The 25,932-nt window shown below is 61.2% G+C and carries 26 protein-coding genes; 1 reads left to right on the forward strand and 25 read right to left on the reverse strand.

Going from position 1 to position 25,932, the window contains the following annotated elements; genetic code table 11:
• Window positions 1–6 precede the first annotated feature (6 nt).
• From DW233_RS03595 to rpsP, 24 genes are all read right to left on the reverse strand, one after another.
• A complete protein-coding gene (locus tag DW233_RS03595) occupies window positions 7–1,368 on the reverse strand; it encodes an RIP metalloprotease (protein WP_118266742.1) in 1,362 nt (453 codons plus the stop codon).
• A gap of 25 nt (window positions 1,369–1,393) precedes the next feature.
• The gene (dxr, locus tag DW233_RS03600; protein WP_118266744.1) at window positions 1,394–2,581 is read right to left on the reverse strand and encodes a 1-deoxy-D-xylulose-5-phosphate reductoisomerase; all 1,188 of its coding nucleotides are present in this window, start codon (window positions 2,579–2,581) and stop codon (window positions 1,394–1,396) included.
• Window positions 2,581–3,495, reverse strand: coding sequence for a phosphatidate cytidylyltransferase (locus DW233_RS03605; protein WP_233502344.1), 915 nt, complete (start codon window positions 3,493–3,495; stop codon window positions 2,581–2,583). Before DW233_RS03605 ends, dxr begins: the two co-directional genes overlap by 1 nt.
• Window positions 3,496–3,497: 2 nt before the next feature.
• Window positions 3,498–4,292 carry an isoprenyl transferase gene (locus DW233_RS03610; protein ID WP_117637242.1) on the reverse strand — a complete coding sequence of 265 codons (795 nt, stop codon included), beginning with the start codon at window positions 4,290–4,292 and terminating at the stop codon, window positions 3,498–3,500.
• 1 nt (window position 4,293) lies between these two features.
• A complete protein-coding gene (gene frr, locus DW233_RS03615; RefSeq protein WP_006236112.1) occupies window positions 4,294–4,830 on the reverse strand; it encodes a ribosome recycling factor in 537 nt (178 codons plus the stop codon).
• A 2-nt stretch (window positions 4,831–4,832) separates the two neighbouring features.
• Window positions 4,833–5,555: a UMP kinase gene (gene pyrH, locus DW233_RS03620; protein WP_040359955.1), complete on the reverse strand. Its 723-nt coding sequence runs from the start codon at window positions 5,553–5,555 to the stop codon at window positions 4,833–4,835.
• A gap of 117 nt (window positions 5,556–5,672) precedes the next feature.
• Entirely contained in the window at window positions 5,673–6,542 is an 870-nt protein-coding gene (gene tsf / locus DW233_RS03625; protein ID WP_022094736.1) for a translation elongation factor Ts, read from the reverse strand.
• Between the two features lie 45 nt (window positions 6,543–6,587).
• Window positions 6,588–7,316 carry a 30S ribosomal protein S2 gene (gene rpsB / locus DW233_RS03630; RefSeq protein ID WP_006236109.1) on the reverse strand — a complete coding sequence of 243 codons (729 nt, stop codon included), beginning with the start codon at window positions 7,314–7,316 and terminating at the stop codon, window positions 6,588–6,590.
• Window positions 7,317–7,535: 219 nt separating this feature from the next.
• A complete protein-coding gene (locus DW233_RS03635; RefSeq protein WP_117736674.1) occupies window positions 7,536–8,456 on the reverse strand; it encodes a tyrosine recombinase XerC in 921 nt (306 codons plus the stop codon).
• Window positions 8,453–9,790 (reverse strand): methylenetetrahydrofolate--tRNA-(uracil(54)-C(5))-methyltransferase (FADH(2)-oxidizing) TrmFO, encoded by a 1,338-nt coding sequence (gene trmFO / locus DW233_RS03640; protein WP_118266746.1) that lies wholly within the window; start codon window positions 9,788–9,790, stop codon window positions 8,453–8,455. Before trmFO ends, DW233_RS03635 begins: the two co-directional genes overlap by 4 nt.
• A 14-nt stretch (window positions 9,791–9,804) precedes the next feature.
• Window positions 9,805–10,740 (reverse strand): DNA-processing protein DprA, encoded by a 936-nt coding sequence (locus DW233_RS03645; protein ID WP_334202454.1) that lies wholly within the window; start codon window positions 10,738–10,740, stop codon window positions 9,805–9,807.
• Complete coding sequence (locus tag DW233_RS03650; protein WP_117766659.1) at window positions 10,737–12,260, reverse strand: YifB family Mg chelatase-like AAA ATPase; 1,524 nt, start codon at window positions 12,258–12,260, stop codon at window positions 10,737–10,739. Before DW233_RS03650 ends, DW233_RS03645 begins: the two co-directional genes overlap by 4 nt.
• The gene (locus tag DW233_RS03655) at window positions 12,260–12,745 is read right to left on the reverse strand and encodes a YraN family protein (RefSeq protein ID WP_006236100.1); all 486 of its coding nucleotides are present in this window, start codon (window positions 12,743–12,745) and stop codon (window positions 12,260–12,262) included. The genes DW233_RS03650 and DW233_RS03655 overlap by 1 nt, the downstream gene beginning before the upstream one ends.
• 189 nt (window positions 12,746–12,934) lie before the next feature.
• The gene (locus tag DW233_RS03660; RefSeq protein ID WP_055250018.1) at window positions 12,935–13,723 is read right to left on the reverse strand and encodes a ribonuclease HII; all 789 of its coding nucleotides are present in this window, start codon (window positions 13,721–13,723) and stop codon (window positions 12,935–12,937) included.
• Window positions 13,724–13,816: 93 nt separating this feature from the next.
• The gene (gene rplS / locus DW233_RS03665) at window positions 13,817–14,158 is read right to left on the reverse strand and encodes a 50S ribosomal protein L19 (protein ID WP_006236098.1); all 342 of its coding nucleotides are present in this window, start codon (window positions 14,156–14,158) and stop codon (window positions 13,817–13,819) included.
• Between the two features lie 209 nt (window positions 14,159–14,367).
• Window positions 14,368–17,118 carry a pyruvate, phosphate dikinase gene (ppdK, locus tag DW233_RS03670; RefSeq protein WP_118266748.1) on the reverse strand — a complete coding sequence of 917 codons (2,751 nt, stop codon included), beginning with the start codon at window positions 17,116–17,118 and terminating at the stop codon, window positions 14,368–14,370.
• 326 nt (window positions 17,119–17,444) lie between these two features.
• Complete coding sequence (locus tag DW233_RS03675; RefSeq protein ID WP_118266750.1) at window positions 17,445–18,320, reverse strand: pyruvate, water dikinase regulatory protein; 876 nt, start codon at window positions 18,318–18,320, stop codon at window positions 17,445–17,447.
• Between the two features lie 34 nt (window positions 18,321–18,354).
• Complete coding sequence (glyS, locus tag DW233_RS03680) at window positions 18,355–20,451, reverse strand: glycine--tRNA ligase subunit beta (RefSeq protein ID WP_118266752.1); 2,097 nt, start codon at window positions 20,449–20,451, stop codon at window positions 18,355–18,357.
• 3 nt (window positions 20,452–20,454) lie between these two features.
• Entirely contained in the window at window positions 20,455–21,366 is a 912-nt protein-coding gene (locus DW233_RS03685) for a glycine--tRNA ligase subunit alpha (protein WP_117654830.1), read from the reverse strand.
• 59 nt (window positions 21,367–21,425) lie between these two features.
• A complete protein-coding gene (gene lepB / locus DW233_RS03690) occupies window positions 21,426–21,989 on the reverse strand; it encodes a signal peptidase I (protein WP_089573451.1) in 564 nt (187 codons plus the stop codon).
• A gap of 2 nt (window positions 21,990–21,991) precedes the next feature.
• Window positions 21,992–22,750: a tRNA (guanosine(37)-N1)-methyltransferase TrmD gene (gene trmD / locus DW233_RS03695; protein ID WP_089573450.1), complete on the reverse strand. Its 759-nt coding sequence runs from the start codon at window positions 22,748–22,750 to the stop codon at window positions 21,992–21,994.
• 10 nt (window positions 22,751–22,760) lie between these two features.
• Window positions 22,761–23,282 carry a ribosome maturation factor RimM gene (gene rimM, locus DW233_RS03700; RefSeq protein ID WP_089573449.1) on the reverse strand — a complete coding sequence of 174 codons (522 nt, stop codon included), beginning with the start codon at window positions 23,280–23,282 and terminating at the stop codon, window positions 22,761–22,763.
• A 4-nt stretch (window positions 23,283–23,286) separates the two neighbouring features.
• Window positions 23,287–23,532, reverse strand: a complete 246-nt coding sequence (locus tag DW233_RS03705; protein ID WP_171021534.1) for a KH domain-containing protein — start codon at window positions 23,530–23,532, stop codon at window positions 23,287–23,289.
• Between the two features lie 42 nt (window positions 23,533–23,574).
• A complete protein-coding gene (gene rpsP, locus DW233_RS03710) occupies window positions 23,575–23,916 on the reverse strand; it encodes a 30S ribosomal protein S16 (RefSeq protein WP_022094749.1) in 342 nt (113 codons plus the stop codon).
• Window positions 23,917–24,117: 201 nt separating this feature from the next.
• On the opposite strand from rpsP, the gene dinB reads away from it, so the two are divergent.
• Window positions 24,118–25,371 carry a DNA polymerase IV gene (gene dinB / locus DW233_RS03715; protein WP_118266754.1) on the forward strand — a complete coding sequence of 418 codons (1,254 nt, stop codon included), beginning with the start codon at window positions 24,118–24,120 and terminating at the stop codon, window positions 25,369–25,371.
• A gap of 98 nt (window positions 25,372–25,469) precedes the next feature.
• On the opposite strand, the gene rsfS is transcribed toward dinB, so the two are convergent.
• Window positions 25,470–25,925: a ribosome silencing factor gene (gene rsfS, locus DW233_RS03720; RefSeq protein ID WP_006236081.1), complete on the reverse strand. Its 456-nt coding sequence runs from the start codon at window positions 25,923–25,925 to the stop codon at window positions 25,470–25,472.
• Between the last annotated feature and the right edge of the window lie 7 nt (window positions 25,926–25,932).

A 25,932-nucleotide genomic window follows, 5' to 3' on the forward strand; every position in this document is an offset into this window, starting at 1 on the left:
ACTCCCCTACAGAATAAATCGAAGGATGTCGGAACGAAGCATATAGACAAACAGCAGCGCAAAGAGCGCGATGCCCACATAGCTCACAATCGTCTGGACCTTGAGCGGAAGCTCGCGGCCCGCAATCTTCTGAATGATCTCGATGACTAGCTTGCCGCCATCGAGTGGCGGGATGGGCAGCAGGTTCATAAAGCCAAGCGAGAATGAAATGAGGGCGGCAAACGAAAGGAACGTGGCAGGGCCGGCAGCAGCAGCCTGTGAGGACATAACGCTAATACCCACGATCGAAGAAGACTGATCGAGAATCTCCATCGTATGCTGCGGCTGGAGTAGGCGCATCACGCCATCCGCCGTCTGTACAACATAGGAGAATGACAGACGCGCCGAGGTGATCGGGTCTATACGGACCACCTGCGTAGAGGCATACACACCTAGGCGCTCGTCCTCTTTGAGCGCAACCGTGGTCGAATGCTGCTTGCCGTCACGCTCGTACTCGATGGCGATATCGTCCTTACCGGCGGCCTTGCCGATGGCATCGTAGACATCCATCCAAGTAGAACATGAGACACCGTCAACCGAAAGGATCGCATCACCGGCCTCGATACCCGCCTTGGCGGCAATAGACCCCTCGTCAACCTGACCGATCGCGTTGGTATCCATCGGCACGGTGACACCCGCAATGGAATAGATGCTCATAAGGAGCAAAAAACCCGTCAAGATATTGACGATAATGCCTGCGAGCAGCATAAAGGCGCGCTTGAGAAAGCCTTGGCCAAGATAGGTGTGCGAGCGTTCTTGCGCAAGGAACTCGGCCTCGCCGCACGGCAGCTCCCACACATCGCCCTCGGCAGTCGCATGTTCGCGATCGAAACGGCGACCATCAAAGGTGGTATAGCCTGCCGTGTCTCGTGGCAACGTCTGATATTTGGTGGGATAGTAGCTCGGCGAGGGCTTCTCCCCTTCCTCATACCAGGGCGCGATGGAGCCCCAGCCCAGCAAAAGGGCGCATGCCTCGAGCACATCCTCCTCGGAAAGTTCGAGCTCGACAGCAAGGTCGGCCACGGTCACGCGACCATGACGATAGATAGCCGCGAGCACGCGATCGGCGCACGAAACATCGGTCGGATCCATACCGCAGATGGCAGCGTAGCCACCCAGCAGCAGCGGGGTCACGCCAAACTTGGTTCCAATGCGACGCGACGTGTAATGGATGTCAAAGCGGCACGGCAGACCCAAAAAGAACTCGGTCACACGGACGCCGCAGGCACGCGCCGCCAAAAAGTGGCCGCCCTCGTGCAAAAACACGAGGACGGAAAGCATCAGCAGGCCCCAAAAGACCGATGAGAGAACGCTCAGAACAGTATCCATAAAACGAAAAAGCAATCCTTATGGGTTAGGAACGGGTTGCGGCGAGCACCTGCGCAGCCTTTTCACGCGCCCACGCATCGATGTAGCGAAGCTGCTCAAACGAATCGACCACCTGCATATCGTGGGCGTCCATGCAGGATTCCACAATGCGATCGATATCGGTAAAGCTGCAGCCATCGTGCAGGAAGGCATCGACGGCGACCTCGTTGGCGGCATTGAGCACGCACGGCATGGTGCCACCCGTCTTGCCGGCACGCTCGGCCAGTGCCAGACAGCGGAAGGTATCCATGTCGGCAGCATCAAACGTGAGCTGCCCCAGCTCGCGGAAATCGATACGAGGCGCCGGGGTATCCCAACGCTCGGGATACGAGAACGCGAACTGGATGGGAATACGCATGTCGGATGCACCGAGATGCGCCATCACGGAGCCGTCGGCGAACTCGACCATAGAGTGAATCTTGGACTGACGCTGCACGACCACGTTAATGAAATCGAGGTCGCAGCTAAACAGATGCATGGCCTCAATGCGCTCCAGGCCCTTGTTCATGAGGGTGGCGGAGTCAATGGTGATCTTGGCACCCATGGCCCACGTGGGATGCGCGAGGGCATCGGCACGCGTCACGCGATCGAGCTCGTCGCGCGTGCGGCCAAAGAACGGACCGCCCGAGCAGGTGAGCCAAATGCAGTGGGCCTCGCGCGGGTTCTCCCCCAGATAGCACTGGTAGATGGCGGAATGCTCAGAGTCGACCGGAATAAGCTGGCCCGGTTGTGCCAACGGCATAAGCAAGTCGCCACCGACGACGAGGGACTCCTTGTTGGCAAGGGCAAGGCGCTTATTCGAGGTCAAGGCCGCATGGCTCGCCTCGAGACCGGCTGCGCCCACAATAGCGACAAGCACGCAGTCGACATCGTCGCGATGCGCGAGCTCGCAAACCGCCTGCGCGCCAACGCCGAGCTTCGTTCCCTCGGGCAACTCCTGCAGCACGGCGTCATCGCCATGAGCGACATCGGCAACGGCAACCGCCGGAACCGAGAACTCGCGGGCAGCGGCAACGAGCTCCGAGGTGCTGGAGTTAACGGACAGCGCCGTCACCTGCAGGCGATCGGCATGCTGGCGGCACACATCGAGCGCCTGGGTGCCGATAGAGCCCGTACAACCCAGGATGGCAACGCGAAGGCGTCCATCGGGGCCATACGTCGTCTGGAAGGACATTACAGCACGCCTCCGATCATCAGCAACAGCTGTGCGGTGATGCAACCGAAGATAAGCGAATCGCTACGATCGAGCATTCCGCCGTGGCCCGGGATAAGGTTGCCGGAATCCTTGACGCCCACACCGCGCTTGATGCGCGACTCGATAAGGTCGCCGATAACGCCCAGAATGGACACGACCACGCCGCACAGCAGCGCATAGGGCAGGCTGAGCTTGTAGAAGTGCGTCGCCCACAGGATGAGCCAAATCAAAACCGAGCCCAAGATGCCGCCGGCAAACCCCTCCCAGCTCTTTTTGGGGGAGATCTTGGGAACCATCTTGTGCTTGCCGATACGGCTGCCCACGATGTAGGCAAACGAATCGGAGACCCAAAGGGACGCGCAAACGCCCACTGAAAGCAGGGCGCCGGCAAAACCGGGCACGGCATCGCGCAGCAGCACGATAGCCGACAGCATAAAGCCAGTGTAGATGGGACCCATGAGCGTCACGGCCACATCAGAGATGCGGGTACGCGGCGACCAGACATACCAAATGCCCACAGCGAGCATCAAGGCAAAAAGCAGGGCATTCAGCAACATCGAATCGCCCAACGCCGACAGCGGAAAGAGTACGGCGGCAGCGATACCCATGCGCTCGTTAGCCATCTTGCCATCGAGCCTTGTCATACGGAAAAACTCATAGCAGCACAGACCGCTCATGACAGAAACAAAGATGGCCGTGGGCACGATACCCAAAACCAGGCACAGGATAAAGACAACGGCGTAGACGATACCGGCGGCGGCACGGGTAATAAAGCCCGCCAGCCACGAACCGGTGCCGCTCTTCGCTGCAGGCGCTCCCGCAGTGGCAGCCTTGCGCGCAGGCGCCGCGGAAACTGGCGTCTTGGGAGCAGATGCCTTGGGACGATCGGACACGATTAAGCCTCCTCGGTCTTGCTCAGTCCACCAAACCTACGGTCACGGCCCTGATAGGCCAAAATGGCGTCGACAAGGCCCCAACGATCAAAGTCAGGCCAATAGGTATCGGTGACGTAGAATTCGGAATAAGCCACCTGCCACAGCAGATAGTTCGAAAGGCGCAGCTCACCAGAGGTGCGAATCACAAGTTCGGGATCGGGAAGACCGGCGGTATAGAGGTGGGAAGCCACCATGTCGTCATCAATTGCGGCAGGATCGATCTTACCGGCGGCAGCGTCGGATGCGATCTGACGGACAGCGCGGGTAATCTCGGCACGCGCGCCGTAGTTGACGGCAAGCGCCAGCGTCATACCGGTGTGATCGGCGCACTCGGCAAGACCACGCTCAAAAACGTCGCGAGTCTTCTTGGGCAGCGCGGAAATGTCACCCAAAAAGACTACGCGCACATTTTCGCGCTTCAGAAGCGGCAGCTCGTCGATAAACGTCTTGGCAAACAGGTGCATCAGAACGTTGACTTCGTGCTGCGGTCGATTCCAGTTTTCGGTCGAAAATGCATAGGCCGAAAGCACGTCGACGCCCAGGCGCACGCAGGCGGTAATGATCTCGCGCAGCGAGACGATACCCGCCTTGTGGCCCTCGGTGCGTGCAAGACCGCGCGACGTGGCCCAACGACCGTTGCCGTCCATGATGCACGAGATATGGTGCGGAATGTTATTGAGGTCAAGGTCGGAAAAACCGACGCCCGCAGGGGCGTCGGCAAAGTACTCGACCAGTTTATGCTCGTCGTATTGCACCTTAGATCTCCATGACCTCGGCTTCTTTTTCCTTCAGAAGCTCCTCGACCTTGGCGACATACTCATCGGTATGCTTCTGGACCTTGGCCTGCTCGCGACGTACGTCGTCCTCGGTGAGCTCCTCATCGCGCTCGAGCTTGTTGTTGAAGTCGCGACGGATGTTACGGATAGACACCTTGGCCTGCTCGGCGTACTCGCGGCACTCCTTGACGAGCTCGCGACGGCGCTCCTCAGTGGGAGCCGGGAACGGAAGACGAACGACGGTGCCATCGGAGTTGGGGGTAATACCCAGATCGGAAGCGCCGATGGCCTTGACGATAGCATTGATGAGCGCCTTATCCCACGGCTCGATGAGCAGCATGTGAGCCTCGGGGGTCTTGACGGCGGCAACCTGCGTGACCGGCGTGGGGACACCGTAATAATCGACGGTGATGTCGGACAGAATGTTGGCGTTGGCACGACCGGTACGGACCTTGGAGAAGTTATGCTTGAGGGACTCGAGCGACTTGTCCATATGGGCGGTGATGTTCTCTGCCATGCTTAATCCTCCTGATAGACGAGCGTGCCGACGGGCTCACCCGCGAGCGCGCGCTTGACGGTGTCCTCGCCATCGATGTTGAGGACCAAAATCGGCATACGGTTATCCTGGCACAGTGCCGTAGCCGTGGAATCCATAACCTGCAGACCGCGGACGAGAACCTCGTGATAGGTAATCTTGTCAAAACGGACGGCATCGGCGCACTTGACGGGATCCTTGTCGTAGATGCCGTCAACCTTGGTGGCTTTAATCAGAATCTCGGCGCCGATCTCGCACGCACGAAGAGCCGCGGCGGTGTCGGTCGTAAAGTACGGATTGCCCGAACCGGCAGCGAAGATGACGACGTTGCCCTTGGACAGATGGTTGATAGCGCGGCGACGAATATAGGGCTCGCAGATCTCGTTCATCTGGATAGCGCTCATCACGCGGCAAGGAACATCGTTGTGCTCGAAGGCATCCTGCAGGGCGAGCGCGTTCATAACGGTTGCCAGCATCCCCATGTAGTCGGCCTGAGCACGCTCCATGCCACCGGCAGCGCCTGCCATGCCGCGGAAAATATTGCCGCCGCCGACAACGACGCCGACCTCATGGCCAACGGCGAGCAGTTCCTTGACCTGCTTGGCAAGATGATCGGTAACCTTGGGGTCGATGCCATATTGGCCGTCGCCCATCAGTGCTTCGCCGGAAAGCTTAAGAAGCACGCGTTTATATCGGATGTCGGACAAAGCGATCCTCCTTTAATTAGACTCTCAATATGATATCAAAGGCTCTGATAAGAGCCATGAAAAAGCAGGCTGTGAGTAAAACCCACAGCCTGCTCATTACCAGCTACAAGAGCTTATTTACTCGCCACGGACCAGACGGTCAAAGGCAACGACGGTAATGGTGTCGCCGAGCTCCTTGGAGACCTGCTCAGCGTACTTCTTGATGGTGAGGGAGCTGTCCTTGATGAACTCCTGCTCGGTGAGCACGGACTGCTTGTAGAACTTCTCCAGACGGCCAACAGCCATCTTCTCCTGGATAGCCTCGGGCTTGCCGGACTCGGCAGCCTGGGCCATGTAGATCTGCTTCTCGTGCTCGACGGTCTCGGCCGGAACCTGATCGCGGGTAGCGCAGATCGGGGCGACGGCGGCAACCTGAAGGGCAACGTCGTGAGCGAAGGTCTTGAAGGACTCAGCCTGAGCGGTCTCGGCCTTCTCGAAGGCGAACTCGACGAGGACGCCGATCTTACCACCCATGTGGATGTAAGAAGCGAGCGCGCCGTTCTCGGCCTTGCGGGCAGCGAAGCGGGAGATCTTCATGTTCTCGCCCATGATGTGAATCATCTCGGTGAGCTCGGAGGAAACGGTCTCCTCGCCCATCGGCTTCTCGAGCAGAGCGTCGACGTCAGCAGGCTCGGTGGTAGCGACAACCTCAGCGACCTTGGAAGCAAAGCCGGTGAACTTGGCGTTGGAGCCAACGAAGTCGGTCTCGCAGGAGAGCTCGAGCAGAGCGCCGGTCTTGCCATCCTCGGAGACGAACGCGGCGACAGCGCCCTCGTTGGTCTCACGGCCAGCCTTCTTGGCAGCCTTGGCAAGGCCGTTCTTACGCAGAACGTCGACAGCGGCGTCCATGTCGCCGTCAGCCTCGACGAGAGCCTTCTTGCACTCCATCATCGGGGAGTCGGTCATCTCGCGGAGCTGCTTGACCATAGCGGCGGTAATCTGGGCCATTGTGGTTCCTTTCAAAGAGATGAAAAAGAATTAACTAAGACTGATTTACTCGGCCTTGGGCTCAGCGGCCATCTCGGCCTCGGAGACCTGCTCCTTGCCGGAGCCAGCGAGGCAGGCGTCAGCCATGAGCTCGCACATAAGGGTGACAGCAGAGATAGCGTCATCGTTGCAGGGGATGCCGTACTCGACCTCGTCGGGATCGGAGTTGGTGTCGATCAGAGCGACGACGGGGATGTTCAGGCGCTGAGCCTCCTTGATGGCGTTCTCCTCGCGCTTGGTGTCGATGACGAAGAGAGCCTGGGGCAGACCCTTCATGTCGCGGGCGCCACCGAGGTTGGTCTGGAGCTTGGTGAGCTCCTTGCCGAGCACAGCCTGCTCCTTCTTGGGGAGCACTGCCATGCGGCCGTCCTCGACCATGGCCTCGAGCTCCTCCATGCGGTTGATGCGGGAGCGGATGGTGACGAAGTTGGTCAGCATACCGCCGAGCCAACGCTGGTTGATGTAGGGCATATTAGCGCGCTCAGCAGCGTTCTTGACGGCCTCCTGAGCCTGCTTCTTGGTGCCGACGAACAGCACGTTGCCGCCCTTGGCGACGTTCTTGACGAAGGTGTAGGCCTGGTCGGCGTCAAGGATGGTCTGCTTAAGGTCGAGGATGTAGATGCCGTTGCGCTCACCGAAGATGAACGGCTTCATCTTGGGGTTCCAGCGACGGGTCTGGTGACCGAAGTGGCAGCCGGCCTCGAGCAGGGTGCGGATATTAATCTTGGTAGCCATGTTAAACCTCCTGTGGTTTGCCTCCGCGCGGGGTCATCCTCCAAAACCAACCCGGACATGTGCTACCAAAGCCCGGGCACCACGGTATGAAGTAGCCGCGCGTGCGTGATAAAAACCTGTTGCCGTGAAGCAACCCGATGAATGATAGCAGGAATGCATCTTCCTGCCAACCCGCAATCAAAACCACACACCTGAGCGCGGCGCGGGACGTCCCAGCCACTATTCGCCGCGGGGATGGGCTTGAGCCACAGCCCGCTTAAGCCGATCGGGTGTGAGATGCGTGTAGATCTGCGTCGTGGACAGGCTCGCATGGCCCAGCAGCTCTTGAACCGAGCGCAGGTCCGCACCGCCCTCGAGCAAGTCGGTCGCAAAGGTATGGCGCATCGCATGCGGGGCGATGTCGGCAGGCATGCCGGCGAGCGTCGCCAGCGTATGAAACCGCCGCCTGAGCATGGCGGCACTCATGCGATTACCGCGCGCCGATATAAGCAGCGGATGCGGCCCGGTAACGGGGTCACGACGCTTTGCCTGAGCGAGCAACTCCGGCCTTCCCTCCTCAATATAGAGACGCGTCGCCTCGAGCGCACGACGATACAGAGGGACGATACGTTCTTTGCTCCCCTTGCCCCACAGGCGCAGCGTGCGTTCGGACCACGCAATGGACTCCACATTGAGTGCTGCGAGCTCAGAGATACGGGCGCCCGAGGCATAGAGCAGCTCGAGCATCGCCGCATCGCGCAGTCCCGCGGGTGTTGAGGTATCAGGCGTCTTGAGCAGCGCCTCCACCTGTTGGGTCGTCAGCACACCGGGTAGATCGCGCGGAAGCTTGGGCGAGGAAATTGCCGAGACCACATCGCCCTCCACGACCCCCTCGGCAGCCATCCATCGATAGAGCGATCGGATAGCCGACAGATGCGCCGCAAGCGTTCGGGGAGCCACCTGCTCACGCGAAAGCTCGGCAAGATAGCGACGAATGGTGCGCACGTCGGCAGCGAAAGCATCGATATCCTCGCGCTCGCACCAGGCAGCAAAGCGCTCCAGCCTCGAGCCATAGGCCGTCACCGTATTGGGAGAAAGCCCCTCGACACGTGCGATATAGGCGATAAACGAGTCGACGGTGTCGTACAGGTCAAAGGCTATGACCGGTCGCCTCCAAACAGATCGGGGCGAGTGGCCAGATAGGCATCAAGGGCCTCGAGCGCACGGTCCGCATAGGCCTGGTAGCGGTCGCGCTTGCTGCGGCGCTTACCACCCTCGAGTGGCGGCACCAGGCCAAAGTTGACATGCATAGGCTGATAGCCCACCGTGGCCGGATCGGTAGCATAGCCCACGAGCGCGCCCAAAGCACCCACGCGCGGCAGCTCGACGGGAGCGGCCCCGACAGCCTCGGCATAGGTGTTGAGTGCCGCGAGCAGACCTGTCGCCACGGCTTCCATGTACCCCTCGGTGCCGGTGATCTGACCGGCCAGGCGCACGCCGGTACCAGGCACGGCAAAGGTGCCATCGAGCACGTGCGGCGCATCGACAAAGGTATTGCGGTGCATGACACCGTAGCGGAAGAACTCAGCGTTCTCCAGGCCCGGCACCATATGGAAGACGCGCTTCTGTTCGCCAAAGGTCAGGTTGGTCTGGAAGCCCACCAGGTTATAGGCGGTCTTCTCCTTGTTCTCGGCACGCAGCTGAATCGCCGCCCAGGGACGACGACCGGTTCGCGGGTCGGTGAGGCCGACGGGCTTCATGGCGCCAAAGCGAATGGCGTCCTTGCCGGTGCGCGCAACTTCCTCGGCAGGCTGGCAGGCCTGGAACAGATCGCCGCCCTCAAAGTCCTTGAGCACCACGCGGTCGGCCGTGGTAAGCGCCTCGATAAAGGCCTCGTACTCTTCCTTGTTGAGCGGAGCGTTGAGATAGTCGCCGCTCCCCTGCTCCTCGTAGCGCGACTGCGAGAACAGCACGTCCATATCGAGCGTGGAGGCATCGACGATCGGCGCCGCGGCATCGAAGAACGCAAGGGCGTCGCCACCGACGAGCTTCATGACCTCTTCGCTCAACGCCGGCGAGCACAAGGGGCCGGCGGCAATGACAACGTGACCTTCGAGAATCTGCGTGACCTCGCCGTGAACGATCTCGATATTGGGACGGGCGGCAACCTCGGCCTCGACAAACTCGGAAAACTTGACGCGGTCGACCGCCAAGGCGCCACCGGCGGGAACAGCCGCGCGATGGGCGCAATCGAGTAGGACTGAACCCATGCGCTCAAGCTCGGCCTTCAGCAATCCAGCCGCAGAATCCGGACGGGTCGACTTAAACGAATTGGAACAGACGAGCTCTGCCAGGTGATCGGTATGGTGGGCCGGGGAGCTAACCTGGGGGCGCATCTCGCACAGCTTTACGGCGAACCCGCGATCTGCAAGCTGAATCGCGCACTCCGAACCCGCCAGACCGCCACCGATAACCGTCACCTGATCAAACAGCATCTGCAAACACCTTTCTAATTGACATGTTTTCCATTGTGACCGAAGGGTGTCTGAGCGTGAAGGGCAAACTTGGAGGGCGCATACCTTCCATCCATCATGCGCTCGATAAGACCCTCGAGCTCAAGCGAACCCAGGAGTTTGAGTACGCCGACGGCATCGAGCGAGACGAGCGCCGCGATGTCGTCGACCTTGAGCGGAGAGGCGATGAGCGCATGCATCACGGTCTGCTGTGTTTGATCCAGGTCGGCAATGCCGGGAGCATCGGGGCGCGAGTAGCGCAGGGTGCCGTAGATGCGTGAAATAGCCATCTCGATAGATTCCTCGTCGATGATGCAGCAGGCACCGTTCGCAATGAGGTAATTCGTGCCACGCGACTCGGGCGATAGGATCGACCCTGGCACGGCAAGAAGTTCTCGCCCCAAATCCATAGCAGCCTCGGCTGTAGAAAACGTCCCGGAAGGCATACCCGCCTCGGATACAAAGAGGGCTTGCGACAGGGCCGCGATTACGCGATTGCGGCGCGGAAAGGCAAACTTGCGCGGACCCATGCCCCACGGAGAGATCGACACGACCGCGCCACCCGTATCGAGCGTGCGCGTAATAAGCCCCGCGCTCGAACGCGGGTAGACCACGTCGGCGCCCGTCCCCAGCACCACGACGTGTTTGCCGCCGGCATTGACCGCAGCCCAACCCGAGGCCTGGTCACAACCGACCGCGCCGCCCGAAACTACCGTCACGCCCGCCTCGACCGCAACCTTTGCCGCAAGCTCTGCCACGGCAAGACCATACGGAGAGGCCTTGCGCGCGCCGATGATGGAGAGCGCGGGCGTCGAAAGCACCTCGGGGTTGCCGCGCACATAGAGTGTCTGGGGTACATCAGAAAGCTCCAAAACGGTCTCGGGATACAACGCGTCACCTGGATGCAGCTCGAAGGTCCCCTCGGCCATCATTGGTCCCTCCTTCCCTGGTACATCGCCGCCTCGAGCACGTGGTCCTGCGTCACTTGCTCGCTCTCGGCGACGTCGGCGATGGTACGCGCGATACGCACCAGGCGCACGATGCCGCGGCCCGTGAGATGCGTGCGCTTCGACAGGCCGAGCACACACTTCTCCGCCGCATCATCGAGCTCAAAGGTCGAAACGACGCCGTCAATGGACCGTGTCTCGTCATCCTCGGCCTCGGCATCCGCATCGTCCATACGGGATTCGCGCCAAGCGCGAAAAGCGCGACCGCGCACAACGTAGTCACGTAACTCGGCAGACGACATACCCTCCGCGCCCTCGATAATCACCTGAGGGTCGGGACGGGTCACATCGATCATCATGTCGATACGGTCGGCCAAAGGACCGCGCAGTTTAGACCGATAGCGCTCGACCATCGCCGCCGAGCAGCGACACGGTACCTCACGATCGCCCAAAAAGCCGCAGGGGCAGGGATTGCTCGCAGCCAGCAGCTGAAAGCGCGACGGGAAGGTAAAAGCCCCGTCGACGCGCACGATCCTCACATAGCCGCGTTCGATGGGCTGACGCAGCGTCTGCAGCACACCCGTGGGAAACTCGGCAAGCTCGTCCAAAAATAGCACGCCGCCATGAGCAAGGCTGATCTCACCCGGGTGCACCGGGCGCCCACCGCCGATAAGACCTGCGGTCGAAATACTGTGATGGGGGCTGCGGAAGGGCCGGTGCCCCGCCAACAAGCCATCAATGTTCTCACCCAAAACCGAATGGATGCACAGCGCCTCCTGTTGATCCTCAACGGAAAGCTCGGGCAGGATGCCGGTCATACGACGCGCGAGCATCGTCTTGCCCGATCCCGGGGACCCGATCATAAGCAAACCGAGTTCTCCTGCCGCCGCAAGCGCCATGCCGCGTTTGGCAACCTCCTGCCCTAGCACGTCGGCATAGTCGAGCTCGGGCTCAAAGGTCGCCTCGAGCACTTCAGAATCCAAGTAGTGCCGCGCGGCATCGCCCATGCCATGGGCAAGCTGAGACAAATGATCGATGAATCCACAATCCACGCCCGCAAGCGGCACATGCTGATCGGACCTGCCGGCGATAAAGGACAGCCCCATATCACGCGCCAATAGCTGAAACGCCACCTCGCCCTTGACAGGAAGCACCGTACCGTCCAAGCCGAGCTCGCCGGCGATAAGGCAGCGATCGAGGTTGTCGCGGGGAATCTGCCCATCGGCCGCCAGAACCGCGATGGCGATGGGCAAATCAAAGCCGCTACCGGTCTTGCGAATATCACCGGGCGCTAGGTTGACCGTAATGCCCGAGCGTGGGATCTCGAACCCGGCGGAGCGCATCGCGCAGCGAATACGACCGCGTGACTCCATCACCTCCATACTCGGAATACCGAGCATCTGAATGCCCGGAACGCCACCGGCAAGCGAGACCTCGACCGTGACGTGAATCGCCTCGACGCCACGGATGCAGGCCGCGTGAACGGCAAACGTCTCGAACGCCATCACGACACCTGCCAATCGAACGCGTTGTACTGATGCTCGATCTCGGCGATATGCCCGCCGCGAATGGTGACACCCACGGCATCGAAGCGAATCGCCTTGAGCGGATAATGCTCCATAAGATAGCAGCTTGCGATGCGGCGGTAGCGGCGTTGCTTTTGAGCGTCCACGGCCTCCTCGGGAAAGACCCGCGTGTTGCAATCCAGTGCGACGCGTCTGGTCTTGACCTCGGCCATCACCACGACATCGTCGAGCTCATCGAGCAGCACCAGATCGGCCTCGCCCTCGGTGCAACGATAACCCTGCTCCAGCAAGGTGTAGCCGCGTTCGTTAAAGTAGTCGATGGTGATCAGCTCGCCCAGCATGCCCAGCTCGCGGGGACTGAGTCCCTTGATAAACTCGGGCGTCATCGCCCCGCAGTCGAGCTCGCCGTTTTCCCAACGCTCCTTGAGCTGCTGCGTCTTGCTCTTTTTGCTTGCGGCACTCATGGGGTCTCCTTTCCCGCACGCTGCATTGCCCCGATGATGAGGGCACCTTTCATGCGGGTAAGTACCGGAAGCAAACCAAAAGCTGACCAAATGCCGTCAAAAAACGGGCCGTACGCAGCAATGGTGTTGCATACGGCCCGTTACCAGCAAGTTTATAAAACCCCAGAGGTCCCTGTCTCCACAATTGACCTAGAAAAGGCGCTCAGTCTGCAGAAAGTTTCCGCAAAAGCTCACGCGGTGCAGTGGACAAAGTCCATGTTTGCGAATGGCCTCGATATGCTCGGGGCTTGCATAGCCCTTCGACTCGGCCAGATGGTACTCGGGATACTCGGCGTCGTACTCGACCATCATCTCGTCACGCGTGACCTTGGCCATGATGGACGCCGCGGCGATGCAGGCGATTTTGGCATCGCCCTTCACCACATCGCGCTCGTTAGGAACGGCGCCCAAGGGGTTACCATCCATGAGGACGCAGTCGGGCTCAAGTCCCGTATCGGCCACGGCGCCCGCAACGGCAGTACGGATAGCACGGGCCATGCCCATTTCATCGATATCCTTCGGCGCGATATGGCAAAAACCGATCGCCGTCGCCACCTCGGCAATCTTCACTGAGAGCAACTCGCGGCGCGCGGGCGTGAGCTTTTTGGAATCGTTGATACCCCAGACGCGCGGCTCCATAGGAAGACAGACGGCGCATACCGTCAAAGGACCGGCCACCGATCCGCGGCCCACCTCGTCGACGCCCACGACCACCCCATCGCCACCGAGCTCATGCATGAGCTCGTACATATCGTTAACACGTTCGCGCTCGGCAAGCTCCTTGGCATGGCGCTTAAGGGCACGCTCACAAGCCTTGATAACCTGCTGGCGCGGATCCTCGCGATAATGCTCCACGAGGGCGGGAATCTCCTCGAACGTGGCGCTCGCCAGCTCGCCGGCAACCTGCGATGCCGAAACCGAGCTCGTCATGTTGGCCATACCAGGCCCTCCTTGCATGCAAATCAGATAAAAAGAAGGGCCACCCGAAGGTGACCCTTGTGTCCAAACGAGTGGACAGACGCTGCGATCTTCTTAGCGCTTCTCGGGGATGCGAGCAGCCTTGCCCACCTTGTCGCGGAGGTAGTACAGCTTGGCGCGACGGACGCGACCATGACGAACGACCTCGAGCTTGGCGATCTTGGGGCTGTGAAGCGGGAAGGTACGCTCAACACCGACACCGAAGGACATCTTGCGGACGGTGAAGGTCTCGCGGGCACCGGCGCCGGCCATGCGGATGACGTCGCCCTGGAAGACCTGAATGCGCTCGCGGTCGCCTTCCTTAATGCGGTAGTGAACCTTGACGTTGTCGGCGACGCGAACCTGAGGAATGTCCTCGCGGATCTGCTGACGCTCGATTGCGCGGATGTAATCCATGTGCAATTCCTTACTCTTCTAGAGGTGCCGTACCACCTTGGCCGGCACGTAGTTGAACAAACGTATTCGAGTATACACGCGCGGGTTTCTGCTGCAAGAACATTTTTTCACGCAGACAAAAAGACAAAACCCGCACATGATAACCGCCCGTCTCACGAATGAGACGGGCGGCATGAAGGGGGCTACGCTAGGCGTCTAAACCCAAAACGTTAGGCGGAACGCTTGGCCTCGAGCTTGGCCTGAGCGGCAGCCAGGCGCGCGAGGGGCACGCGATAGGGCGAGCAGGACACGTAGTCCACGTCGGCCACGTTAAACAGGCCCTTGATGGACTTGGGGTCGCCGCCGTGCTCGCCGCACACGCCAAAGTGCATGTCGGGATTGGTGGCGCGGCCCTTCTCGACGGCCAAGCGCACGAGCTCCAGCACCGCCGCGTCGATGGTCTCGAAGGGGTTGTCTTTCAGGATCTTTTTATGCATGTACAGCGGGATGAACTTGGCCTCGGCGTCATCGCGCGAGAAGCCAAAGGTCGTCTGGGTGAGGTCGTTGGTGCCAAAGCAGAAGAAGTCGGCATGATGGGCGATCTCGTCAGCGACCATGCAGGCACGCGGCAGCTCGAGCATCGTGCCCACGGGAATATTGAGCTCGACGCCTTCCTCGGCGGAAACCTCGGCGATCACGCACTCGATAACCTCGCGGGTCTGGACATGCTCGGCCGTGATGGAAACGAGCGGAACCATGATCTCGGGGCGCGGGTCGACACCCTCCTTGATAAGGCGGGCAGCGGCCGTGGCGACGGCGCGAACCTGCATGAGCGGCAGATCGCCAAAGACGACGGACAGGCGCACGCCGCGCAAGCCCAGCATGGGGTTGGACTCGACCATGCCGTCAATGCGACGCAGGCGGGCGCGCAGGGCAGTGAGCTCCTCCTCGGGAGCGCCGGCGGCCTCCTTCTTGGTGATGGCGACCTCGAGCTCGCGAGGATTATCCAGGAACTCATGAAGCGGCGGATCGAGCAGGCGGACGACCACATCGCGACCGGACATGGTCTTGAACATCGCCAGGAAGTCCTCGGTCTGAACCTTGAGCAAGTCGGCCAGGGCCTGCTGCTTCACGGCCTCATCGTCAGACAGGATAAAGCTCTGGATGATGTTCTTGCGATCGCCCAGGAACATGTGCTCGGTGCGGCACAGACCGATGGCCTCGGCGCCAAACTCGAGCGCGAGCTCGGCATCCTCGGGGTTGTCGGCGTTGACGCGCACGTGGTTGGCGTGGCCGCAGGTCTCGTCCAAACGGATCTCATCGGCCCAGGACAGGATGGTGTCCAGGTCGCCGGTGAGCTCTGCAGAGACCAGGTCGACCGCGCCGTCGACGACGATACCCTGGGTGCCGTCGATGGAGATGACATCGCCCTCGCGCAGCACGCGGTCGCTGCCCTCGATGCGCACGACCTTCTCTGCCGCGTCAATGTGGAAGCGCTCAACGCCGCAAACGCAGGGCGTACCCATGCCGCGGGCGATAACGGCGGCATGGCTCGTCTTGCCACCGTGGCTGGTCAGGATGCCCTCGGCGGCGACCATGCCCTTCAGGTCGTCGGGGTTGGTCTCCCAGCGGACCAGAATGACCTTGTGGCCCTCGTTGGCGCGCGCGACGGCGTCATCACTCGAGAACACGACCTCGCCCACGGCGGCACCAGGGCTGGCGTTAAGGCCGCTGGCCAGGGCCTCGTACTTCTTGGAGGCGTCGAACTGCGGGTGCAGGAGCTGGTCGAGCTGCGCGGGATCGATGCGGCTCACAGCCTCCTCGCGGGTGATGAGGCCCTCCTCGACCATTTCGATAGCAATGCGCAGGGCGGCAGTGGCGGTGCGCTTGCCCACGCGGGTCTGGAGCATCCAGAGCTTGCCCTGCTCGATGGTAAACTCGATATCGCACATATCGCGGTAATGATCCTCGAGCGTCAGGAACACGCGCTCGAGCTCCTCGCCTGCGGACTCGAGGCCCGGGGTGGTCTTGAGGTCGGCGATGGGCTCGGTGTTTCGGATGCCGGCGACGACGTCCTCGCCCTGGGCATTCACCAAAAAGTCGCCATAGAACTCCTTGGTGCCGTCGGCCGGGTTGCGCGTAAAGGCGACGCCGGTCGCAGAGGTCTCGCCCTTGTTGCCAAAGGCCATGGCCTGGACGTTGACGGCGGTGCCGAGCTCGTCGGAAATGCCGTGCTGCTTGCGGTAGATGCAGGCACGCTCGTTCATCCAGCTGCCAAAGACGGCCTGGATGGCAAGGCGTAGCTGAAGCTCCGGGTCGTGCGGGAAGACGGGCTTGCCGTCAGCGACCTCGAGCTCGGGATACAGGGCAGCCTCGACGTTCTCGGAGAAGATGCCCTTGAAGGTCTCGACGAGTTCCTGCAGGTCCTCGGCCGAAAGCTCGGAATCGACGCGAACGCCGGCGACCAGGCGGGCCTGGGTCAGGGCGTTCTCGAACAGGTCGGCGTCAACGCCCATGACGACGTTGGAAAACATCTGGATAAAGCGGCGATAGCTATCCCAAGCAAAGCGCGGGTTTTGCGTCTGGGCAATAAGACCCTGAACGGAGTCGTCGTTGAGGCCCAGGTTGAGGACCGTGTCCATCATACCGGGCATGGAGAACGGAGCGCCCGAGCGGACCGACACGAGCAGCGGATCGGAGGCGTCGCCGAGCTTTTTGCCGCAGCGGGCCTCGAGGTCGGCCTCGGCGGCAACGATCTCATCGAGTGCGCCTTCGGGCCAGACGTTGCCGGCACCGGAGTACTCGACACAGGTCTGGCAGGTAATAGTAAAGCCACCGGGAACCGGCAGGCCGATACGGCTCATCTCGGCAAGGTTAGCGCCCTTGCCACCAAGCACGAAGTTCATGGACTTGTCGCCCTCGGTGACACAGGTGCCCTGGGCGTCGGTTCCAAAACGGTAAACCCTCTTGCAATCGCTCACGATACTTCCCCTTCCATGCGCTCTCGCACACGACCGTGGTAACGAATCGACCCACCGGATGCGGGCCGTGAGGGAACTATACGGCGCGTTTTGGGCAGGCTTGAGCAGAGGGTGCGCGGTTTGGTAAACGTGCTAAAACTGGCGGTAAACGGTAGCTAAAGGTGGTTGCCTTATGAAGATACCACTACAAGGAAAATGCAGGTCAGATGCATGGTCTTTGCTAAATCGCTTTACCATTTATCAGCATTATTTCCAAGTATTCTCTTTGGTTAGCAAAAAGAGCCCCGTCCCAAATTAGCTACCCAAACAACCTTGTCCCAAGTGAGCTACTTTTGTTGAGCGCGGCGGACGGCACGGCGGGCTCTTGCCTCTTGAATCTCTTCAAGGTGAGCAATGATCTCGGCAGCGCTTTCCTCGATGGCTTTGCCGTCGGTACGCACAACAAAGCAGCCCAGGCGCTTCATGAGCGCGCGGGCTTCAGCAAGCTCGCTGCGCACACTCTCGGGCTCGGCATAGGAGCCGGCGACGGCACGGGCGTAATCATCGCCCAAGCGGCTATCGCGAATCCCGGAGATCACATCGACAGTCGAAATCAGACCAAACAACCGCATCGGGTCGACCTCGTAAATCGACTTCGGCGGCTCCATGCCATGAGCCAAAGGAACATTGGCAACCTTGTAACCCTGATAGGCCAAATACATCGACAGCGGCGTCTTGGACGTGCGGGATACGCCCAGCAGCACGATATCGGCACCCGACAGATCATCGCAACCGCGCCCATCATCGTGCTCAACGAAATACTCCATAGCCTCGATGCGATGGAAATAGCGGTCATCGGTCTTATGAATCACGCCAGCCACGCCCTTGGGCGCAACGCCGATAAGCGACGACAGCACGGCGAGCGTCGGACCGATCAGGTCAACCGAACGGATATGCAGCATGCCAAGGTAATCGAGCACGCGAGCGCGAAGCGCCGGGTCGACAATGGTGTGGAACACGGCGATATCGCGATGGCCTGCATCGACACGCGATCCCACAAACGACTTAACCTGCTCCACCGAGGTCACCTTGGGCAGGCGCAAGAGATGAAAAGCCCCTTCATCAAATTGCCCGGAAGCCGCAAGCACCACCTCACAAGCGGTATCACCGAGCGAGTCGGAGATAACGATAACGGTGGGACGAGCGGTGACCGGGCAATCCATGCGGGGCTCCTTTTGCGCTTACGCGCAGGCTGGCTTACTTTTTGCGGGCAAGCTCACCGATGTTGGCGATGCCGGAGAAAACGGCCTCGAAGCGGTTGAGCAGCTTAAGGCGATTATCGCGAAGCTGCTCGTCCTTGTCCATGACCATGACCTCGTCGAAGAAACGGTCGATGGGCGCGCGCAGGGCGGCGAGGGCGGCAAATGCGGCCGGGTAGTCCTCGGCAGCAAGGGCGGCATCGACAGCGGTCTGAGCAGCCTCGGAGGCGTCGGCGAGCGCGAGCTCGACCTCGCCCATCAGGCTGCGGTCGTACTCCGCACCCAGCTCGGGCTTGGAGATGTGCGCGGCGCGAGCATAGGCGGTCGCCAGGTTGTCGAACGTCTCGGCGTCGTTCTTGCGGGCCTCGTCGAGCGCGGCGCAGCGGGCGAAGAAGACGGACGGGGCGATGATGTGCACCGCGGAGACGGCGGCAACGGTATCGGCCGGGATCTTTTCGTCGCGGGCCATGCTCACAAGGCGGCCGTGGAAGAAGTCGCGAACCTGTTGGGCGACCTCGGCGGGTTCGAACTCAATGCCCTGCTCACTGTAGAGCTCGAGGGCGAAGTCGATGAGCGACGTGGGGTCGATCGGCAGGCGGTCGCGCAGGATGTTGATGATGCCGATGGCGGCGCGACGCAGCGCGTAGGGGTCGGAGGAGCCGGTCGGGGGCTCGCCGATGGCAAAGATACCGGCGATGGTATCGAGCTTGTCGGCGCAGGCCACGATGCAGCCAGCGGTGCCCTCGGGCAGCTCGTCACCGGCAAAGCGGGGACGATAGTGATCGCGAATAGCATGAGCGACCTCGTCGTTCTCCCCCATCGCGGCGGCGTAGTAACCGCCCATCATGCCCTGCTGGCTCGTGAACTCGACGACGGCGTTGGACACCAGGTCTGCCTTGCACAGGTGTGCGGCGCGAGCAGCGTCGGCTGCCAGGTGAGCACCCAGGTGAGCCTCGCGGGCAATAGCGAGCGCGAGCTGCTCAATACGCTCGGACTTGGCAAGCACGCTGCCGAGCTTCTCCTGGAAGGCGACCTTGGCCAGGCGCTCACGGAACTCGTCGAGGGAGATCTTCAGATCCTCCTCGTAGAAGAACTTGGCGTCGTCCAGACGGGCGCGCACGACGCGCTCGTTGCCGTCAATCACGCGATCGGCGTTCTCGGGCTTGCTGTTGGAAACGACCACGAACTCACGCGTGAGCTTGCCCTCGCCGTCATAGATCGGGAAGTAGCGCTGGTTGGTGAGCATGGACTCGCAGATAATCTCGTGCGGGACCTTGAGGAACTCCTCGTCGAAGGTACCGACGAGCACCGTCGGCCACTCGCAGAGGTTGATGACCTCCTCAAAGACCTTCTTGGGCGTATCAACATGGCAGCCGGGGCGAACAGCCTCGACCTCGGCGATGCCGGCAAGGATGGCCTCACGACGACGCTCGGCAGAAAGCACGCCGGCGTCCTCGAGCACCTGCTCGTAGACGGCGGGGCTGGCGACAACATGGTCGCCGGCGCCCAAGACGCGATGACCGCGCGTGGTGTTGCCGCTCGTCACGTCAGCAAAGGTGACGGGCACGACGTCCTCGCCCAAAAGGCAGCAGATCCAGCGGACCGGACGCACGAACGTCGCGTGCTCGTGGCCCCAGCGCTGGGAGCGGTAGTTGGGCCACTGCAGGCCGGCGATGGTCTTCTCGCACAGGGCCGTCAGGATCGGAGTAGCCGGAGCGGAAGGAATGTTCTTCTCGGCAAAGACGTACTCACGACCGTCGGTGTCCTCGCGACGGACCAGATCCTCGGCAGCCACACCGAACTTACGGGCGAAGCCCTGGGCGGCCTTGGTGGTGTTACCGTCCGCGTCGAAGGCAATGTTGGCCGCGGGGCCACGCTTGACCTCGTGAACCTCATCGGTCGCGGTGGCGACGTCGGCCACGAGTGCAGCCAAACGACGCGGACTCGAGATCACGCGGACCTCGCCGTGGGCCAGACCGGCCTCGTCGAGACCCTTGGCGATCATGGTGCCAAGCTGCTTGACGGCATTGTTCAGCGGTGCGGAGGGCATTTCCTCCGTACCGATCTCAAACAGGAAATCCTTAGCGTCTGCCATGGCTTACGCCACCTCGCCTTCCTGGTTGGCATTCTCGTTGACTCCGGCGACCTCGGCCATATAGGCCTCGCAGCACGCCTTGGCGACGGCGCGGACACGCAGGATGTAGTTGGCACGCTCGACCGCAGACAGAGCGCCGCGGGCATCGAGCAGATTGAAAGCGTGGCTGCACTTCATGACGCAGTCGTATGCGGGCAACGGCAGCTTGCGCTCCAGGCAGGAATGGCACTCGGCCTCGTAGTCGTCAAACTTCTGACGCATCATCTCGACGTTGGCGACCTCAAAGTTATAGGCACTGAATTCGCGCTCGTTCTCGAGGAACACGTCGCCGTAGGTCATGGGCGTGCCATCGGGCAGGTAGCTCCACACCAGATCGTAGACCGAGTTGACGCCCTGGGCGTACATGGCGATACGCTCCAGGCCATAGGTAATCTCGACGGGCACGGGGTCGACCTCGATACCGCCCACCTGCTGGAAGTACGTAAACTGCGTGACCTCCATGCCGTTGAGCCAGACCTCCCAGCCAAGGCCCCAGGCGCCCAGGGTCGGGCTCTCCCAGTCGTCCTCGACAAAGCGGACGTCATGGTCGTTGGGGTCCAGGCCAATGGCGGCCAGCGAACCCAGGTAGAGCTCCTGGGCGTTGACCGGCGACGGCTTGATGAGCACCTGGAACTGATAGTAGTGCTGCATGCGGTTAGGGTTCTCGCCGTAGCGGCCGTCGGCGGGACGGCGGCAAGGCTGCGCATAGCAGGTGCGCCACTCGGCGGGACCGAGCGAGCGCAGCGTGGTCGCGGTATGGAAGGTACCGGCACCGACCTCGGAGTCATAGGGCTGCATAATGACGCAGCCCTGCTCGCCCCAGTACTGCTGGAGGCGCAGGATGATGTCTTGGAAGGAAAGCGATGAAGCGTTCATGCCTCTAATATCCCCTCGTCGAAACGATTACACGGTTAGGTACTGTACTATAGCGGTTTTTAGTCGATAGCGCCGATGCGGTTGAGCGGCCAGTAGCGCACAAGCGCCACAGCGATCAAATCAGAGCGATCGACGGGACCAAAGTAGCGCGAGTCGGCAGAGTTTTCGCGGTTGTCGCCCATCACCCACACGCACCCGTCGGGAACGGTGTAGGGATAACTCACCTGGGCGCCAGGCGCTTGGACCGAAAGCGGCCAGCTCATGCCCGTCGTATAGTCCTCGTCGAGCGCCTGGCCGTCAACGACGACCTTGCCGTCCTGAAGGTCGACCGTCTGGCCGGCCGTGGCGATGACGCGCTTTACCAGCACGTCATGCTCGGATGTGGCATCGGGGTTGTGAAACACCACGATATCGCCCTGTTTGACGGGCTGTCCGAGTTCGAGCGTCACCTTCTGCGCCAGAATCTGATCGCCGATCTCGATCGTGTCCTCCATGGAACCGGTGGGCACTACAAAGGGCTCGACCACAAACGAGCGAATCAAGAAGGTGGCGACCAGTGCGATCGCGATGACCGCGATCCACTCAAAAGCGCCCCTCAACGCGGAATGTTGCGTAGGAACCATACTCACTCCTCGCTCTGCGAATACGAAGCGTCAAGGATCACCTGCGCGTAAGCGCGCTCCTCGGGCGTGAGCCGCGCCGTCTCGATCAAGTCCGGACGCCAGCGGCAGGTGCGCTCGATGGCGTTCTTGCGACGCCAGGCATCGACCTTGGCGTGATCGCCGCTCACAAGCACCGGAGGCACGCCCTCGCCGTTGAACTCGGCGGGACGGGTGTACTGCGCGTACTCGAGCAGGCCTCCGTCCTCGGCGGTCGAGAACGACTCGTCGACGTTGCTCATCTCATCACCAAGGGCGCCGGGGATCAGGCGTACGACGGCATCGGCAACGACCATAGCGGGAAGCTCGCCGCCCGTGAGCACGTAATCGCCGATCGACAGGCGCTCGTCGGCATACGCATAGGCACGCTCGTCGACACCTTCGTAACGGCTGCACACAAACAGCAGGCGCTCGCTTTTGAGCAGGCGCTCGGCCACATGCTGCGTAAAAGGCTCGCCGCACGGGGTGAAGAACACCACCGTCGGCTTGGGGCCCTCCGCGCTAATGGCCTCGATGGCCTCGGCGATAGGCTCGACCTTCATGAGCATGCCCTGCCCGCCGCCGTACGGCTCGTCATCGACGGTACGATGGCGGTCGTGCGTCCAGTCGCGCAGGTTATACGCCTTAAAATCAAAAAGGCCGGCCTTGCGGGCGCGGCCCAAAATCGATGTGGACATGACGGGCTCAAACATCTCGGGAAAGACCGAAAGGGTCTCAATCAGCATGTTGTCCTCCCTACTTGTCCATATCGATCAGGCCGTCCATAACGTGGACGGAAATTGTTCCTGTGTCGGGAAGATCGAGCACAACCTGCTCGATCACGGGAATCAGTACCTCGCCGTACCGATCGCCCTCGACAACCCAAACATCGTTAGCGGGCGTCGACATGATCTCGACAATCGTACCGAGTGAACCGAAGCGCTCGTCGACCACCTCGCGACCCATCAGGTCGGAATAGGCGGCGTCGAGTGAATCGAGCTCAAAATCGTCACGATTTGCCAACACATAGCATCCCGTGATGCCCTCGGCGGCCGTCAAGTCGTCAATGCCCTCAAACGAGACCAGATCGCCATCGCCCGTATCGGTGACGGACACGACCGTGCAAAAGCGGTCGCGCTTGAGCGCCGGCGGCGTCAGGGCGACGCGCATACCCGGCTCTAATACAGAAGGAAGCCCCCGCAGCGGCTGCGCGAGGACCTCCCCCTTCCTTCCGTGCGGCTTGACCACACGGGCGATGTTTTTGTACTGGGACCTCAAGGTCCTAGCCCAGAACCTCTACCTCGACAGCAGTGTCGAGGCGAGCGGCCAGTGCACGGGCGAGCGTGCGAATGGCCTTGATCGTACGGCCACGACGGCCGATGACCTTAGCGACGTCATCCTCGGCGACCGAAACCTCGATCGTAGAGGCGTCGTCACCATCGATGACCTCAAGGCTCACGGAATCCGGGTCGTCGACGATCTGAACAACGAGATATTCGACGAGATCGGCGATGCGATCTGAGAGCATTGCCTCACCCTCGAGCTGTGCAGCGTCAACCTCAGGCACGATTTACTCCTCGGCGCCCTCAGCGGCCTCAGCGGCAGCCTTAGCGGCCTCGGCCTCTTTGGCGAGCTGCTTCTTGGACTTCTTGACGACGGTCTCGGTCTTCTCGCCCTCGTTGGCGGCCTTGACCAGAGCGGCGACGGCGTCGGTGAGCTGAGCGCCCTTGGACTGCCAGTCGGCGATCTTCTCGAGGTCGAGGTTGATGGTCTTGGGGGCGGTCATCGGGTTGTAGCGGCCAACCTCCTCGATGATACGACCGTCACGCGGGGCGCGGGAATCGGCGACGACGACACGGTAGTACGGACGCTTCTTAGCGCCGTGACGAGCAAGGCGAATCTTGACTGCCAAAGGAAACTCCTCCAACCAAGCAGCTTTAGGCTGCAACTACAAACAAACAGTTGAACATAATACGCCATCGACGCGGGCAGGTGAAGTCCGTGAGACCAACTTCTTCGGTGTAGTCGAAGGCAAATCCATATCTTAGACAAGAATTCGCGATTTGCAAGCACATCCACGCACCCCACATGAGCTGCGCGGTATACTCATGCCATGAAAAGACGCGAACATACATACGGTTATGAAGATGCTGCGGGCGTCACGCCGCCGCCCTGGACGGGGCCGGCGGTGGGCCTCATGGATCTCGATGCGTTTTTTGCGAGCGTGGAAATGCTCGACCATCCCGAGTGGCGCGGCAAGCCACTCATCGTGGGTGGCGATGCCGATTCCCGCGGCGTTGTGTCCACCTGCTCATACGAGGCGCGTCGCTTTGGCGTGCACTCCGCCATGCCCTCGGCCGAGGCACGGCGCCTCTGTCCGCAGGCCATTTGGACGCATGGGCACTTTGATCGCTACCGCGAGGTGAGCGCGCAGGTCATGGCGATTCTTGCCGAAGAGACGCCGCGCGTTGAGCGCGTATCCATCGACGAAGCCTTTATCGATATCACACCGGGTCGTTTTGCGCCCGAGGACCCGCTGCTGGTTGCACGGCGCATAAGCGACCGCGTGGCAGCGCTGGGAGTGACCTGTTCCATTGGCGTGGGCTGCAACAAGACGGTCGCAAAGATCGCAAGCGAGCGGGATAAGCCGTTTGGGCTGACCATCGTGCGCCCCGGAACCGAGCAGCGCTTTTTGGCCGCGCTGCCGGTATCTGCCATGAGCGGCATCGGGCGCTCGGCCGAGGAGCGACTGCGTCGCATGCGCGTCTATACGCTCGGCGAGCTTTCACGCGCGCCAGAGTCCACCCTGGCTGCAATCTTTGGCGTGAATGGCGAGCGCATGCGTCAACGTGCTTTGGGGCTCGAAGTATCCGAGGTCACCAGCCTGGAAGAGGAACGCGAGGTTAAATCCGTGAGCAATGAGCGCACCTTTGCGAAAGATTTGACTGAGCGTGGGGACATCGAAGCGGCGATTGCGCTGTTGGGAGAGTCGGTTGGACGCCGCCTGCGCCGTCAGGGACTGACGGGCGGCACGGTAACGCTCAAGCTTAAGTATTCGTATGGCAGCGGACGCACGGCGCAGCGGCGGCTTCCCCACCCCACCGACGACGAGAATATCTTTGTGGCGGTTGCGCTCGAACTGCTCGACAACATCTGGCAGGAAGGCATGCATGTTCGCTTAGCAGGCATCGGCATGAGCGACTTTGACCATCAGGGCGGCATCCAGACCGACCTGTTCTGCGAAGTCGACGACCGCGGAGCCCAATCAAGCGACCGTCGCGACCTCTCCGTCGCGATCGATGCCGTCCGAGACAAGTTCGGCGACACCGCCCTATCTTTCGGCCGCCAATCCCGCTTCGACGATTAACCGCCTTTGGGCAAAAAGAAAGCCGGGCAGGTGCGGAAAACCGCAACTGCCCGGCGAAATGCGCGAGGCTAGCTAAAAGCCCCATATCAAATGAGCCACTAGAGGAGGTCGAGGGGGAGCTGGGGGGCGTCACCCCAGAGCTTTTCTAGGCGGTAAAAGTCGCGGGCTTCGGGAGTGAAGACGTGGACGACAACCGAGCCGTAGTCCATGAGCATCCAGGTCTTCTGCTCGCGGCCCTCGATGGAGAACGGATGCTCGCCGCAAGCCTCGGCAACCTTCTCCTCGATCTCGTCGACAATCGAATCGACCTGGCGGTTGTTGGTACCGGTGGCAAGCACAAAGTAGTCGCACACGTCGGAAAGCTCGGTCAGGTCGAGCACCTGCACGTCCTCGCCCTTCTTGTCGTAGGCGGCCTGCGCGGCGGCGCGGGCGACATCCTCGGCGGCGACACCGCTCGCGGACAGCGAGGCGGCGGTGCGGTCGGACGTGGCAACGAAACTCTTGTGCTCCACACCTTCAAGAATCTGCTCGTCAGTCATGGTCTCGTCGGCCATGGAATAC

It is taken from the genome of Collinsella sp. AM20-15AC (genome assembly GCF_003471405.1).
GTDB lineage: Bacteria > Actinomycetota > Coriobacteriia > Coriobacteriales > Coriobacteriaceae > Collinsella.

What these genes read in the sequence shown, in the direction of transcription:
- dinB (WP_118266754.1), top strand. Translation starts at nt 24,118, where the DNA reads ATGAAAAGACGCGAACATACATACGGTTATGAAGATGCTGCGGGCGTC.
- glyS (WP_118266752.1), bottom strand. Translation starts at nt 20,451, where the DNA reads ATGGCAGACGCTAAGGATTTCCTGTTTGAGATCGGTACGGAGGAAATG.
- DW233_RS03675 (WP_118266750.1), bottom strand. Translation starts at nt 18,320, where the DNA reads ATGGATTGCCCGGTCACCGCTCGTCCCACCGTTATCGTTATCTCCGAC.
- DW233_RS03645 (WP_334202454.1), bottom strand. Translation starts at nt 10,740, where the DNA reads ATGATGGCCGAGGGGACCTTCGAGCTGCATCCAGGTGACGCGTTGTAT.
- DW233_RS03655 (WP_006236100.1), bottom strand. Translation starts at nt 12,745, where the DNA reads ATGAGTGCCGCAAGCAAAAAGAGCAAGACGCAGCAGCTCAAGGAGCGT.
- DW233_RS03685 (WP_117654830.1), bottom strand. Translation starts at nt 21,366, where the DNA reads ATGAACGCTTCATCGCTTTCCTTCCAAGACATCATCCTGCGCCTCCAG.
- rplS (WP_006236098.1), bottom strand. Translation starts at nt 14,158, where the DNA reads ATGGATTACATCCGCGCAATCGAGCGTCAGCAGATCCGCGAGGACATT.
- DW233_RS03660 (WP_055250018.1), bottom strand. Translation starts at nt 13,723, where the DNA reads ATGGCCAACATGACGAGCTCGGTTTCGGCATCGCAGGTTGCCGGCGAG.
- tsf (WP_022094736.1), bottom strand. Translation starts at nt 6,542, where the DNA reads ATGGCCCAGATTACCGCCGCTATGGTCAAGCAGCTCCGCGAGATGACC.
- frr (WP_006236112.1), bottom strand. Translation starts at nt 4,830, where the DNA reads ATGGCAGAGAACATCACCGCCCATATGGACAAGTCGCTCGAGTCCCTC.
- DW233_RS03650 (WP_117766659.1), bottom strand. Translation starts at nt 12,260, where the DNA reads ATGGCGTTCGAGACGTTTGCCGTTCACGCGGCCTGCATCCGTGGCGTC.
- rsfS (WP_006236081.1), bottom strand. Translation starts at nt 25,925, where the DNA reads ATGGCCGACGAGACCATGACTGACGAGCAGATTCTTGAAGGTGTGGAG.
- DW233_RS03595 (WP_118266742.1), bottom strand. Translation starts at nt 1,368, where the DNA reads ATGGATACTGTTCTGAGCGTTCTCTCATCGGTCTTTTGGGGCCTGCTG.
- rpsB (WP_006236109.1), bottom strand. Translation starts at nt 7,316, where the DNA reads ATGGCTACCAAGATTAATATCCGCACCCTGCTCGAGGCCGGCTGCCAC.
- dxr (WP_118266744.1), bottom strand. Translation starts at nt 2,581, where the DNA reads ATGTCCTTCCAGACGACGTATGGCCCCGATGGACGCCTTCGCGTTGCC.
- trmFO (WP_118266746.1), bottom strand. Translation starts at nt 9,790, where the DNA reads ATGCTGTTTGATCAGGTGACGGTTATCGGTGGCGGTCTGGCGGGTTCG.
- trmD (WP_089573450.1), bottom strand. Translation starts at nt 22,750, where the DNA reads ATGCTGATTGAGACCCTTTCGGTCTTTCCCGAGATGTTTGAGCCCGTC.
- lepB (WP_089573451.1), bottom strand. Translation starts at nt 21,989, where the DNA reads ATGGTTCCTACGCAACATTCCGCGTTGAGGGGCGCTTTTGAGTGGATC.
- DW233_RS03705 (WP_171021534.1), bottom strand. Translation starts at nt 23,532, where the DNA reads ATGCTCTCAGATCGCATCGCCGATCTCGTCGAATATCTCGTTGTTCAG.